Consider the following 13,139-nt stretch of genomic DNA (forward strand, 5'->3'; position numbering starts at 1 on the left):
AAAATCTCTTTAATAATACAGACGGTGAGATAAGCACTGTAAATTTAATGATAAAAGCAGATGTTCAAGGATCTGTAGAAGCACTTTCTGATTCTTTACGTAAATTATCAACAGATGAAGTCCAAGTAAATATTATTGCTAGTGGAATTGGTGGAATTACAGAATCAGATGTGCAGCTAGCTATTGCTTCTGAAGCGATTATTATTGCGTTTAATGTCAGAGCTGAAAATACCGCTAAGAAACTAGCAGATAATGAAGGTGTTGATTTACGCTATTACAGCATTATTTACGAAGCTATTGATCAAGTAAAAGCAGCGATGCAAGGTATGCTTTCACCAGAGATTCGAGAGGATATTATTGGTCTTGCAGAAGTAAGAGATGTATTCCGTTCACCTAAATTTGGCGCTATTGCAGGTTGCTTAGTCGAAGATGGTGTAATTAAACGTGATAATCCAATTCGTGTCCTACGTGATAACGTTGTGATATATGAAGGGGTTTTAGAAAGCTTACGCCGCTTTAAAGATGATGTTAAGGAAGTAGTCGCGGGAACTGAATGTGGTGTTGGTGTTAAAAACTACAATGACGTTAAAGTTGGTGACCAAATTGAATGTTATGAACGTGTCAGTGTAGAAAGGAAATTATAATGCCTAAAGGAATCGATAGAACTCGCCGCTTGGGAGAACAGATGCGACGAGACTTGGCTCAGGCAGTGAGTGAAATTTTGGACCATCCGCATGCTAGTTTATTATCTTTCACGGATGTTCGAGTAACAAAAGATTTGGCTTATGCTAAAGTGTATGTTACTCATGTTTTAGATAACCCTTTAGAGAGAGCAGAATTGGTTCAAGCGCTTAATGACCATTCAGGTCAGTTTCGTCATTATTTAGCTAAAAGAATGACAACAAGAAAAGTACCAGAATTGACTTTTTATTATGATGATTCAGTTGAATATGGTGCTCGAATGGAAAACTTGTTAGATGAGTTAGTTAAGGACCTGCCTTCTGATAAAATGGATGACGAACATTCCTGAATTTAAATATAACAGGACCGAAATGACTTTGTTCAGTGGACTTATGAGCAATAATACTTTTTAGCCATAGCATAGCTAAGTTTTTATTAAATATAGCAGGGCTCCCAAAAAATGCATACAGTACTGTGGATAGAAGACTGTTTTCAAAGTGGATATTAAGTTAACGTTGTATGCATTTTTGGGAAGTTGGCTATAGAGTATTTCCTTTGTTCTAAAATATTATTTATCTAGTAATAATGAATCATTGCGTGGTTATTCTAGCTAATACTTAAGTTTGTAAGTGTCTATATTTGTTTTAAATATGCAAAAGCTATAATTTCATCAATAAACATTGCTAGCTTGGAAAAATATTCCAAAAGCAGATATGAATTACAAGAGATTTTAAAAATAGGAAAGGTCACAAAGGTAGCAATTGTTTCATAGTTGTTTTCAACAGAAGTAGTTTTTAGGCGTATTAACCAATAGTGATAATGAATAAAAAGCAAAGACGTTCCGTTGATGGTATTTTATTATTAAATAAACCTCAACAAGTAAGTAGTAATCAGATTTTACAGCGAGTTCGTTGGGTATATAAAGCGCAAAAAGCAGGACACGCCGGTACTTTAGATCCTTTTGCAGATGGTTTACTGCCTATATTATTTGGCGATGCAACGAAGTTTGGACAATATTTATTAGGTGCAGATAAGCGTTATCAAGTATCCATTCGCTTTGGTTTTGAAACGGATACTGATGATTGTGAAGGAACACCAACTTTAAATAAGGGTATACCTAATTTAAAGGAAATTGATTGGGAAAAGGTTTTTGAGTCTTTTTTAGGGGCACAACAACAAATTCCACCTATTTATAGTGCGTTAAAAATAAATGGGCGGAGAGCTTACGATTTAGCACGTGCGGGAGAGCAGCCAAAACTTGCTTCTCGTAAAATTCATATTTATGAACTTAAACTAGTTGATATTGAAATAGACTCAATTATTTTAGAAGTTCACTGTAGTAAAGGAACTTATATTCGCTCTTTAGCTCGTGATATAGGTCGATATATTGGTAGTGCAGCACATGCAAAAAGTTTAACTCGTTTAGCGGTTGGTAATTTCAGCCAAGAGCAAGGATATGATTTAGAAACCTTACTGGCTATAAGTGCAAATATTGGAATAGATGGTTTAGATAGCTATTTATTGCCTTTGGAAAAGTGTGTTGCAAAATTATCTAAGTTTCCTGTATCAGAGGAAAAATTTCGCTTTATCCGAAATGGTAATGATATTTCTGTGAATTTAAATAATGGAGAATATGCATTATTTTTTAATCAACAATTTTTTGGCGTTGGTGAGGTAATAGATAAACGTTTATATCCTAAAAGACTTTGTAGAATATAGATATAGTCAAAGGCTAATAAAAGAGTCACAGCAATTAGATCGCTATTCCAGTAATAGTATGTGTGCTTACTTTATTCATCTATCTTAACACTGTAACTATTCTAGTAGTCTTTCACTATAGTATAGTAACTCAAACGTACTTTTTTTTACGGTTTCTGTACATTGGAAACTGATATGCATAAAGATATATCTAAATTTGGTAGTAGTTTGAAAAGTATGCTAAACATACTCTTACAAAAAATACTTCTTTTAATATATTGATATTTAAATATTTAACTGCCATTGGATTATTTGATAATATTCCAGCATACTTTTTAAACCACTACCTCAAATTTTTTAATAAATTGTTTTTTTTGCAAAGGTCTTCTTTTATTTATTTAATTTTCCATTTTCTCTTGTAATAATTTTTCTGATACTTTTCCTTTTGTGCCGATTTCTTGTGCAAAGACTTGGATACGATATTCTTCAAGTAGATAAAAATAGGTTTGTAACAAGGCTTGTTTTTTATCAATTTGCGTGGTGTTTTTAGGTATTTCGTTAGGATGGGTCAGATTTAGTGCTTGTAGCTGTTTTTCTAGGTATTCTTCCCAAGGCGTAATTTGGCGTTGTCTTTGGACATCTTTTAGGGGTTCTCGTTCGAGTTTGTCTAAGCGTAAAGCAATACCTTTTAGGTAACGCTCTAAATCCGGTAAGCGGTTTGCGGGTGTGTAGCGAATGAAGTTGGGATAGATAAGTCGCTTGAGTTGACGTTCTATATCTGTCTTAGCGCTTTTATGTTTGAGTGAACGTAAGCGAGCGTTCAGGTCGCTATAGTGTTTGAGTATTCGAGCTAGTTGGGGTCCTAGTCGATTTGCTTCGCTAATCAGATATTTTTTGCCTTTTTCAAGTGCTGCTTGGTATTGCACTTCTGTTCTGGGTAAGGGGGCATCAGTTGGTAGGCAGACCTTCTCAATTAAGGCGGTTAATAGATCATCAATTAGATAGGTGTCATTGCTAATTTTGCGATAGTGCAATGCCATCTCTGTTTTTCCTGGTAGGTTTTTTTGTAAGTATTTATGTTGTTCGCGTAGCTCACGAGAAAGCAAAGCCATTACTCCGCGACGATGTGCGTATTCGGCGCGCTCGGCGGTATCGTGGTGACGTAAGTAAAGTTTGTCTTCTTCAAGCGTAAGCGCAGGGTAACCTGTTATTCCACCTTTCAGAGTTTGCTGAGCCGGCAAGCTTTGCCACTGCCATTTTTCAATAGGAGTATCGCTAATGATATCGCCAGCGGTGCTTTGGCTGCGTTTTTGAAATTGTTGTGCGGCTTTATCTTGGTATTGTTGCTGTAGTGCGATGAGGTCGCGATTTTGTGCCAAGATGCGATGATTGGCATCAATAAGGCGAAAATTCATATGATGATGCGGTTCTATTGCGTTCGGATCAAAGGCGTCTTCAGGAATGTCGTTGCCTTTGATGGCTTTAATGGCTCCGATAATCGCAGGAATGAGAGAGGCATCGTTATCGCTAATGCGTTCGGTAATGGCACGAGCAATGTCAGGAATAGGCACAAGCATTCGACGATAGGTTTTGGGAAGACGTCTTAGCAAGGCTTCGATTTTATCGCCAAGCATGGCAGGGATGAGCCGCTCAAAGTCTTTCGGTGTGAGGGCGTTTAGGGCGGCTAATGCAATGGTAGCAGTAATGCCATCGGTTTCGCTGCCAGGGTTAAATTCATAGCTGAGCGGAATACGATGTCCTCGAATATTGAGGTGGTCAGGGTAATCCGTTTTGCTAATGATAGGAGCTGTTTCTAGAAGATCGCTTTTTTGCATTTTAAGCGAGGCTTCTCCATGTTGTTTTGCCCATTTTTCTAAGGTAACGGTGCTGTATACGTTTTCAGGAAGTCTCTGGTGATAGAAATTCGCAATCGCTTGGTCGTCAATTAAGATGCCTCTGCTACGGGTTTTGTCTTCTAGGGTTTCGAGTTTATCGCGTAGGGCTACGTTTTCTGCAATCACTTTTAAGCGTGTGTTAATTTCGCCAGTAACAAGGGCTTGTTGGATAAAGATATCGTGCGCAGTTTCTGGATCTTGCTGTGCGTATGGTTTTTTGCGTCCAGAAATAATCGGCAGTCCGTATAGCAAGATGGTTTCTTCTGCCATCACGTTACCTGCTTTTTTGCTCCAGTGTGGCTGTTGGTATTGACTTTTGGTGATGTGAGCGGCTAGGGGTTCTAGTTCATGTAAATCAATGGGTGCACAGGTACGAGCATAGGTTTGTTGCATCTCGATAATGCTTGCCGCCATCAGGCTTTGTGGACGTTTTTTTGTCAGTACGCTAGCGGGAAAGATACGAAAACGACGATTGCGAGGACCGAGGTAGTCTTGGTTTTGTTGGTCCCATAAGCCAACGTGGTCGAGATGTCCGGCAAGTATTGCACGATGTAGAGCAGCAAGGTTTGGATTTTGAGTGATATGTTTGCCTTTGCTGCCATCAGGTTTTTTTGCGGCTTCAGGGTCAGGTTGTGGATGGTAGTCGTTGAGTTTGAGTTTTTGATTACGACTATCACGGATGAGCTGGTTTGTGAGTTCTCGCCATTCGCGCATGCGTAGGGCATTGAGATAGTAGCTTTTACACCAACGTCGTAATGCATTGCTACCTTTAGCGTGACGCTGATTTTGATAAGCGGCAAATAGGTTGAGTAAGGTTTGAAAATCGCTTTGTGGGTCAGCAAATTCGCCTTGTTTTTGATCAGCTTGAGTTTCAAAGCTAAAGGGGCGCTCTCTAGGGTCTTGGATAGAAAGCGCGGCTAAAATGATGAGTGCTTCATGTAAGCAATGGTTTTTTTCTGCTTCAAAAACGATACGCGCATAACGTGGGTCAATGGGCAATTGCGCCATCTTTCGCCCTAAAGGCGTCAAGTGATTGTTTTGGTCAACGGCTTGTAGTTCGTAAAGTAAGCGGTAACCGTCGTTGATTTGGCGTTGGTCTGGAGAATCAACAAAGGGAAAGTTTTCAATATCGCCCAGTTTTAATGCCAACATTTGTAAGATAACGGCAGCTAAGTTGGTGCGAAGGATTTCAGGCTCGGTGTATTCGGGACGGTTTTGATAGTCTTCTTCGCTGTATAAACGAATACATGTCCCTGCGCTGATTCGCCCACAACGTCCAGCGCGTTGGTTTGCACTGGCTTGACTAACTGCCTCAATGGGTAAACGCTGAGTTTTGGTGCGCAATGAATAACGACTAATGCGTGCGGTTCCTGTATCAATGACGTTTCGAATACGAGGAACAGTTAGAGAGGTTTCTGCCACGTTAGTCGCTAACACTATTCGGCGTCTAGCTTGTGGATGAAAAACGGCATTTTGGTCTGCTAATGATAGTCTGCCAAATAAGGGCAATATATCGGTTTCTTTAATTTCTGCTTTGCGTAAATGGTCTGCTATTTCGCGAATATCGCGTTCGGTTGGGAGAAAAATGAGGGTATCGCCGCGTTGATGTGGACTGTCGCTATCAAGTTCTTCAATGGCTTGAACAATCGCATCGGATAGTTCTTCGTCTTCTTGTGGTGGACGATAGCGGATTTCAACAGGATAACTGCGTCCGCTAACATTGATTTGTGGCGCATGGTTAAAGTGCGCAGCGAATTTATCGGCATCAATGGTTGCTGAGGTGATAATCAGTTTTAGGTCTTTTCTTTTTTCGAGAAGACGATGTAGATAGCCCAGTAAAAAGTCGATATTTAGGCTTCTTTCATGGGCTTCATCAACGATAATAACTTCATAACGATTTAAAAATTTATCTGATAGGGTTTCTGCGAGTAGCATTCCATCGGTCATCAATTTAATGATGGTGTTATCAGCAATTTTTTCATCAAACCGTACTTGATAACCCACTTGTTGTCCTAGTGGAACGTCGAGTTCTTCAGCAATGCGTTCCGCTACTGAACGTGCCGCGATTCGGCGAGGCTGAGTATGCGCAATCATTCCACGCGCACCTAAGCCCAAATCTAAACAGAGTTGAGGTAATTGTGTGGTTTTCCCACTACCGGTCTCGCCACTAATGATGACAACCTGATTTTTCTCAATGAGTTGTTTGATTTTTTCTTTTTCTGCTAAAACGGGTAAGTCTGCATTGAGTTTGGGGCGGGGAAGCGCGGCTTTGCGTGCTAGATATTGTGCATGAGAGTCTGCGTATAAGGCATCGTATTGGGCTTGCAAACGGTCAATGGGTTGGCGACGTTTTTTTCTTGTTTGGATTTTACGCTTAAGTTGGCTAAGGGGATAATGGTCAGTAGTGAGCGTTTCTTGCGTCATGTATAAAGGAATTCTGTTTAAATCGTTATTATTATATATCCTCTTATAGATATTTATAGGACGGTCGATAGTTTAGCGCATTTTGAAATGCTTAAATGGATTATATTTGAATGCGTGAGTCAACTTTTTATTTGATATATTAGGTAATTATTCTATTTTTGAAGATGTTCAAAACTTACATGTAAAAATTGCTTGACGCTTACATGTAATAATTCTATAGTGAGCTTATGAAAAAGAAAACCTCAGCTGATTATCAACGAGAATTTCGTCAACGCTTGCGCGAGCAAGGTTTGAAGAAAAAGGAAGTTTGGATTCGTCCTGAGCATGAAAAATTGCTTGCGGATATTGAGGCGCAGTTGCGTCATCCCACTTTGGGAAAGGAGAACACTATGGATAGTCCAACAGCGCGCTGGCAAACAGATTTGCTTTGTCAGCAATTACAGCAACAACCGCTTTTTGCAGAAGGTCATGCCAGTGCGGAGTTTTTACCTGGTAGTCATCCATCGATTTTTATTGTTTTGCATGACTATGGGGACTTACCTGTCTATCTAGCTGTAGCGGGAGAGCAAATTTTAGTGGAAAGTGTCTTGTTTCCAGCATCTTTGGTGAAAAATAGTGCGGCTTTTAATTTAGCAGTTTTGGAAACGCATAAGTATTTTCCACTGTCAACGATTAGCGTGGAATATACGCAAGATGGGGATGCTTATTACAATATGTTTGGTTCGCTATCAGCAAGTGAACAGATTGAATCTATCGTATTAGAGATTGAAACCTTAGCGAGCAATGTGTTACAGGCGGTAGAAGCGTATCGCCCCTTTTTGAAGGAGCAAAGTCAATGAATATTTGGGAAAAATTACTGACCGCCTTACGGGGTGGCGTGAATGAAGCAGGAGAAAAATTGGTCGATTCACAAGCGTTGCGCATTTTAGAGCAAGAGCTACGCGATGCGAGCAGCGCTTTTGATCGCGCTAAGCAAAGTTTGGTGGAAGTGATGGCGCAGCAAAAAGTGGCAGAGCAAGCACTTTCAGCGACTGAGCAGCAAATTCAAGAATATGAAGGCTATGCGTTACAAGCGCTAGAGAAAGAAAATGAAGCACTAGCACACGAAGTGGCGGGAAAAATTGCGTATTTGGAAGAAAAGCGTGCTAATGAGCAACAGCAAGCGAATCATTATCAACAATGTGCAGAACAGTTGCGCCAAGATATTCGCGATACGGATTTACGTTTACAACAGATGCGCCAACAGCTAGATACGGTTAAGGCGACGGAAAGCGTGCAGCAAGCGCAACGGTTGATTGCGGAACGCTTTGGACAATCGCAAAATAAGCTGCATTCGGCAATGGAGTCTTTGGCGCGAATTCAAGCTAAGCAACAGCATCAAGCAGCCAAGCATCAAGCACAAGCGGAACTTAGCCAAAATGAAAGCGCATCTTTAGAAGCGAAGTTAAAAGCGGCGGGTATTAAGCCGAGTAATAGCGCAGATGCAGTATTAGCGCGTTTGAAGGCAAAAAAAGAGAATTAATCAGAAAGTAGTGCTGACTTAATATAAGGCGGTAGCAATGACAAGTTTTCAACAAATTATTCTGACGTTTCCAACGGTGATTTTTACGTTTTTTTTAGCACTTGCCATTATTTTTTGGTTGGTTTCTCTGCTAGGCTTGTTTGATTTGGATATTGACCTTGATGCAGATGTTGATAGCAGCGAAACCCTTTCAGGGATGTTTACTGGTTTGTTATTGAAATTCCGTTTGGTGGGTTATCCGCTGACGCTCGTTTTTAGCGCTGTGGCATTGTTTGCTTGGTTGGTTTGTTATTACTTAGCTTATCTAACTGCGCGGTTTGTGCCGATAGTATGGGTGCAGTGGCTACTAGGGATAGTTTGGCTATGGGTTGCTTTATGGTTAGGCGCTTGGATAAGCGGCAAGATGTTGCGTCCTTTACGCGGTTTATTTAAGCAAACACAGCAAAAATCGGCAAATTTGCTAGGCAAAACGGCAGTTGTGCGTAGCACTCGGGTTGATAATCATTTTGGTGAGGCAGAGGTTATTGTTAGTGGTGCATCGCTTTTGTTAAAGGTGCGCACTGAAAATGCGGTGTTGCCACGCCATAGTAAGGTGGTATTGATAGGGTATGACGCTGAAAGCGGTTGTTATCAAGTGGTAGATGAGGCGTCTTTTTTACAGTCCAATGAGGGAGAACTTTGATGGGTAGTTTGGGTATGCCGCTATTAACGGCGTTGGTAGTCGTTATTATTGTCTTAGTGGGTTTGGCAGCGCTATTTAAGGCATTTTATGTGAAAGTTGAGCAGGGAAAAGCGTTAATTATTAACGATATGAGCTCAACGCCAAAGGTGCATTTTACCGGTGCATTTGTTTATCCAATTATTTACAAGAAAGAGTTGATGAATATTTCGGTGATTACGTTGGAAATTGATCGCCGCGGTAAGGATGGATTGATTTGTGCCGATAATATGCGTGCAGATATTACGGTGGCGTTTTATCTTCGCGTTAATGAAACGGCTGAAGATGTGTTAAAGGTAGCGAAATCTGTGGGCGCTAGTCGTGCCTCGGATAAGGATGCAGTCAATGAACTCTTTAATGCGAAATTCTCTGAAGCACTGAAAACGGTGGGTAAGCAAATTGAGTTTGTTAAATTATTTGAAGACCGCCTCGCGTTTCGGGAAAAAATCATTGAGGTAATTGGTAATGATTTAAATGGTTATGCATTGGAAGATGTCGCTATTGACTTATATGTTATCCCCCATCGGGGAATCATAACAGTATCTTGAGCATTCAGATCCATCAGCCTTGAACCCCGAAAGATTGACTTATCGGGGTTTTATTATGTTAGGCACTCATCAACCAACAACCAAAGCGAACGCAGCGCATCAAGCAACAGGCGGAGCAGCGAAGCGCGCCGTTGCTGATGCGCGTGCGCTGTTTGAGCGTCAGCATAAAGAACGTTGGGGCGACACCCCCACGCTAACAGGGGGTGAAGCCAATAACCTCCCATCTTTCAGGGCTGAAGAATTTGTAAGCCGTCGTGTAGCGCTGCCAGTAATTCGTAACGGCAAACTTGTTGAACAGTTATTCCGCCAACCGACAGATGGACAAAAAGCCTTCATTGACCAATTAACCTTTGTCTTTGACAAAGACAGCCTTTGTGAACTCTCTAACCGTTCATCAAACGAATTTGAAACCAGTGAAGACTATATCAACGTCCTCAACCCCTACCTGTATGAAATCTTTGGTTTTGGCGCATCCCATAACCGTGAAAAGTCGGCAAATTTTTACAGTGAATCTTTTAACCTTGGTGACCATGAAACCAGCTATGGTTACGTTTGCATAGGTGGAGGTATTAATAAAAGCAACGCAAACACCATCTGTGTTGAACTGACCGCCTTTGGCTTAGGCGCTGCTGATGATGGCTGGGAACACCGCCTGCATGCATTCAGCACATTGCCTGAAATGTATGGCTTCCGCTATACCCGCGTTGACATAGCCCATGACTTTTTAGGCGGACAATACACCGTTGATGACGCCTTAAAAGCCTACTACGCAGGCGGATTCACTACCGCATTTACCCGCCCAAAAATCCGCAAAGAAGGCGACGATTGGTTTAACGACACCAGCAATGGACGAACCCTTTATATCGGCACTCGGCAAAGCTCACGTTTGCTCCGCTTCTATGAAAAAGGCAAACAGCTCAAGATGCAAGATAGTCCTTGGGTCCGCTGTGAACTCGAATTACGCAGCCGTGACATCATTATCCCCAAAGACATCGTAATACACGCAGGCGATTACCTATGTGCCAGTTATCCCGCCTTTGAAAAGCTTTTTTCCAGCGACACCCCGAAAAACATCATTGTCAAAGAGCGGATCATTCAGCGCTGTATCGAACACAGCATTAAATACCTGCGCATACAAGGTTCAAAAGCCGTTGCCATGCTTAAAGAATTTGGCAAAAGCAATGATGAAATCATCTCCCTCTTTGATCCAAACGTCAAACTGCCTAAAGGTACGCACCCCGGTCAATATTTTGCAGCACATTTAAATATTGATTGGATACATCACAAACTCATTCCCAACCCTAACCCAATTTAACTAGGAGAAACCTATGAACACAACCCAAAAAGCCCAACTAATTGGCGTCAAACAATTCAAAGGCGATGTTGATGGCAATCACTATGATAGCTGCAAATTACGCTTACTCATGCCCGTGCCAAGTGATTCAGATCGCGAATGCGGTTACAACGTAACCGAAATTCAATACGGTACAAGTGCCAATTACCAGCAATTTAAAACGCTTCAATTCCCGATAACAGTTGAGCTTGACTATGAACTGGAAACCCGAAGCGGACGTATCAACATGAGTCTAAAAGCCGTACGCCCTGTACCAAACAAATAAGGATGTCGCCATGTTCCGAATCACTTTTATTGTGCAAAGTCTGGAAACAGGCGAATTTTTAACCGCCGTTGATGGTGAAGTATGTTTCACCTATGACCTAACTAAAGCCTATCAATTCAGCACTGTAAATGATGCCATTAACCATGCGCGGATTATTGAAAATGATTTGGAGCATGTATCTATCTTTCACCAAATCGTTCTATAAGAAAGAGGAATAAAAATGACAGATTTAATTGCACTATGTGTAGCAAATAACCCTAATATTTCTCATCTTAGTATTTCATCAGATTTATTAGGAACCTTTTGGCAACAACTTTCAGTATTTAATAGTTGTTTAAGTTGGGGTTATTAAATGTATGTCTGTGTTGAACTGGTAAACAACACCTGCCAGAAATGGCAAGAATTTTCGCTCCTGCCACCATTAGAACACGGTGATGGATTGAAAATCGGAGGTCTCTTTCTGTTATGTACAGTAACAGCTTGGGGCTTTCGTGAAATTGCAATGTTTGTACTTAATCGGAGATAAAGTTATGAAAAAACTTCTTATCGTCCCTGCATTATATGCAGGCTATGCAGCTGCTGCACTTCCGCCAGAAGTACAGCAAACGATTGACAGTACCAAGGAGGATATCACCACTGTAGGTGCTGCTCTTGTTGTGCTGGCGGTCGTTGTAATGGGCTTTCGTTGGCTCAAAGCGCAATTTTTCTAAAATTGCAGGGAGGGGCAACCCTCCTTTTGATTAGGATTCACTATGACGACAGGAACTTATTTTGAATGGCTTATGTTAATTTACGTCGGCTTTGTATTGCCTTTTTTCTTATTTCCTCGCTAACGATAAATTGCTACGCTGATATAAGTTTAGCAGGTGTCGATTTAAGAGGTACAAGTCCAGGGGCATTGCGAAAAAATTTAGATGGTTTAAAACGTGATACTGAAATTGCGATGAGAGCCATGACTTCAGCTGGTCCAGTTTCAGCTTCTGCTGTTATAGGAGAAACTTGGGGCAAACGTGCTTTAGGTAATGCAGCTAAAACCGCACTAAAATTGGGGAAATCTAATTTAGCTACTTTATTAGGTAGTTTAGCATTATCTTATGCATTAGAAAAATCAGGCTGGTTTGATGATGACGGTGTATTGAGCTATTACCCTGATGATTATATCGTTATGCCCATTAAAGACATGTGGTCGGATAATCCTAACGGAACGGGAAAAAAATATCCTACTTTACAAGATTTTATTGCTGATATTGATAGTTGCAAACAAGATTATTATAAACCATGTGCGGTAACGAGGATTGAAGACAAACAAAATCCAGTAAGAGCAATTGTGCAAGGTGGTGTTGAGCCAAATACATCGAACTATCGCGGATCTTGGATAGCTTATCAGTTATTTAAGTGTCCCTCACAGGCTACATTAACTACAGCTGGTTGCGTTGTTAAGAATGAGCCTAAACCTGTTACAGATTCGGATATTGATGCTTTAGATTGGTCAGGATATAACCCAGACCCATCAGAATTTCCATTTCTTAAACCATATTTAGAACCTCCACAACTAATAATTATTAAACAACCTGAACCCATTAAATTACCATCAAAAATTACTACTACACAAAATCCAGATGGCTCAACAACGGCAACACAGACAGATACAATCGTGAACATCACCATTAATAATAACAACAATAACTTATCGACAACAATCACAGAAACTACGACAACCACAACGTACCAAAATGGCGAAAAAATAGACCAAAAAACAGAAACGACCACTACAGACCACAGCAACGCTACACCTAACGTGGATAGTGAGCCTAAAGAAATGCCGCTTGATTGTGAACTCGTGCCGACTCTTTGCGATACACAGCTCCAAATCATCAAACAAGATAAAGATTTTTACGACTGGATAAAAGAACCATTTAATGAAGAATTACCCGAATTTAAAGGCGTAGAAGAACGCAAAGGCATAGAGCAAAAACGTACCGTAGATTTTGGCAGTGCCTCATGCCCAACACCTATCGAGATTAATACCATCTT

General features: G+C 40.8%; 13 protein-coding genes and 1 pseudogene. 13 read left to right on the forward strand and 1 reads right to left on the reverse strand.

The features are described from left to right. The 3 genes from A5N85_RS10370 to truB form a co-directional block, all read left to right on the forward strand. Window positions 1-644 (forward strand): translation initiation factor IF-2 (locus A5N85_RS10370; RefSeq protein ID WP_249023960.1); only part of this gene is annotated, 644 nt, incomplete at its 5' end. Beyond that, complete coding sequence (rbfA, locus tag A5N85_RS10375) at window positions 644-1,030, forward strand: 30S ribosome-binding factor RbfA (RefSeq protein ID WP_072577161.1); 387 nt, start codon at window positions 644-646, stop codon at window positions 1,028-1,030. The genes A5N85_RS10370 and rbfA, both read left to right, overlap by 1 nt. 470 nt (window positions 1,031-1,500) lie before the next feature. Further along, window positions 1,501-2,400, forward strand: a complete 900-nt coding sequence (gene truB, locus A5N85_RS10385; protein WP_072577163.1) for a tRNA pseudouridine(55) synthase TruB — start codon at window positions 1,501-1,503, stop codon at window positions 2,398-2,400. A gap of 377 nt (window positions 2,401-2,777) precedes the next feature. Here truB and hrpA read toward each other — a convergent pair whose 3' ends face one another. Then, window positions 2,778-6,698: an ATP-dependent RNA helicase HrpA gene (gene hrpA, locus A5N85_RS10390; protein WP_072577164.1), complete on the reverse strand. Its 3,921-nt coding sequence runs from the start codon at window positions 6,696-6,698 to the stop codon at window positions 2,778-2,780. Window positions 6,699-6,925: 227 nt separating this feature from the next. Between hrpA and A5N85_RS10395 the strand changes: the two genes are divergently transcribed. The 10 genes and pseudogenes from A5N85_RS10395 to A5N85_RS10435 form a co-directional block, all read left to right on the forward strand. Continuing rightward, window positions 6,926-7,537, forward strand: a complete 612-nt coding sequence (locus A5N85_RS10395) for a YjfI family protein (RefSeq protein ID WP_072577165.1) — start codon at window positions 6,926-6,928, stop codon at window positions 7,535-7,537. Continuing rightward, window positions 7,534-8,220 carry a PspA/IM30 family protein gene (locus tag A5N85_RS10400; protein ID WP_072577166.1) on the forward strand — a complete coding sequence of 229 codons (687 nt, stop codon included), beginning with the start codon at window positions 7,534-7,536 and terminating at the stop codon, window positions 8,218-8,220. The genes A5N85_RS10395 and A5N85_RS10400 overlap by 4 nt, the downstream gene beginning before the upstream one ends. A gap of 37 nt (window positions 8,221-8,257) precedes the next feature. Continuing rightward, complete coding sequence (locus A5N85_RS10405; RefSeq protein ID WP_072577167.1) at window positions 8,258-8,902, forward strand: hypothetical protein; 645 nt, start codon at window positions 8,258-8,260, stop codon at window positions 8,900-8,902. Further along, window positions 8,902-9,444, forward strand: a pseudogene (locus A5N85_RS10410) (SPFH domain-containing protein); the annotation flags it as partial. The gene A5N85_RS10405 and the pseudogene A5N85_RS10410, both read left to right, overlap by 1 nt. A gap of 97 nt (window positions 9,445-9,541) precedes the next feature. Further along, a complete protein-coding gene (locus A5N85_RS10415; protein ID WP_072577168.1) occupies window positions 9,542-10,801 on the forward strand; it encodes a replication initiation factor domain-containing protein in 1,260 nt (419 codons plus the stop codon). A gap of 13 nt (window positions 10,802-10,814) precedes the next feature. Beyond that, window positions 10,815-11,105 carry a hypothetical protein gene (locus A5N85_RS10420; RefSeq protein ID WP_072577169.1) on the forward strand — a complete coding sequence of 97 codons (291 nt, stop codon included), beginning with the start codon at window positions 10,815-10,817 and terminating at the stop codon, window positions 11,103-11,105. A 10-nt stretch (window positions 11,106-11,115) separates the two neighbouring features. Then, a complete protein-coding gene (locus A5N85_RS10425; protein WP_072577170.1) occupies window positions 11,116-11,310 on the forward strand; it encodes a hypothetical protein in 195 nt (64 codons plus the stop codon). Window positions 11,311-11,325: 15 nt separating this feature from the next. Then, window positions 11,326-11,457 carry a hypothetical protein gene (locus A5N85_RS17045; RefSeq protein WP_281268159.1) on the forward strand — a complete coding sequence of 44 codons (132 nt, stop codon included), beginning with the start codon at window positions 11,326-11,328 and terminating at the stop codon, window positions 11,455-11,457. Between the two features lie 178 nt (window positions 11,458-11,635). Beyond that, a complete protein-coding gene (locus tag A5N85_RS10430) occupies window positions 11,636-11,815 on the forward strand; it encodes a major capsid protein (protein ID WP_072577171.1) in 180 nt (59 codons plus the stop codon). Window positions 11,816-11,880: 65 nt separating this feature from the next. Further along, a partial coding sequence (locus A5N85_RS10435) for a hypothetical protein (RefSeq protein WP_211268160.1) occupies window positions 11,881-13,139 on the forward strand: 1,259 nt, incomplete at its 3' end.

Origin of the sequence: Suttonella ornithocola (genome assembly GCF_001889065.1) — a bacterium.
GTDB lineage: Bacteria > Pseudomonadota > Gammaproteobacteria > Cardiobacteriales > Cardiobacteriaceae > Suttonella_A > Suttonella_A ornithocola.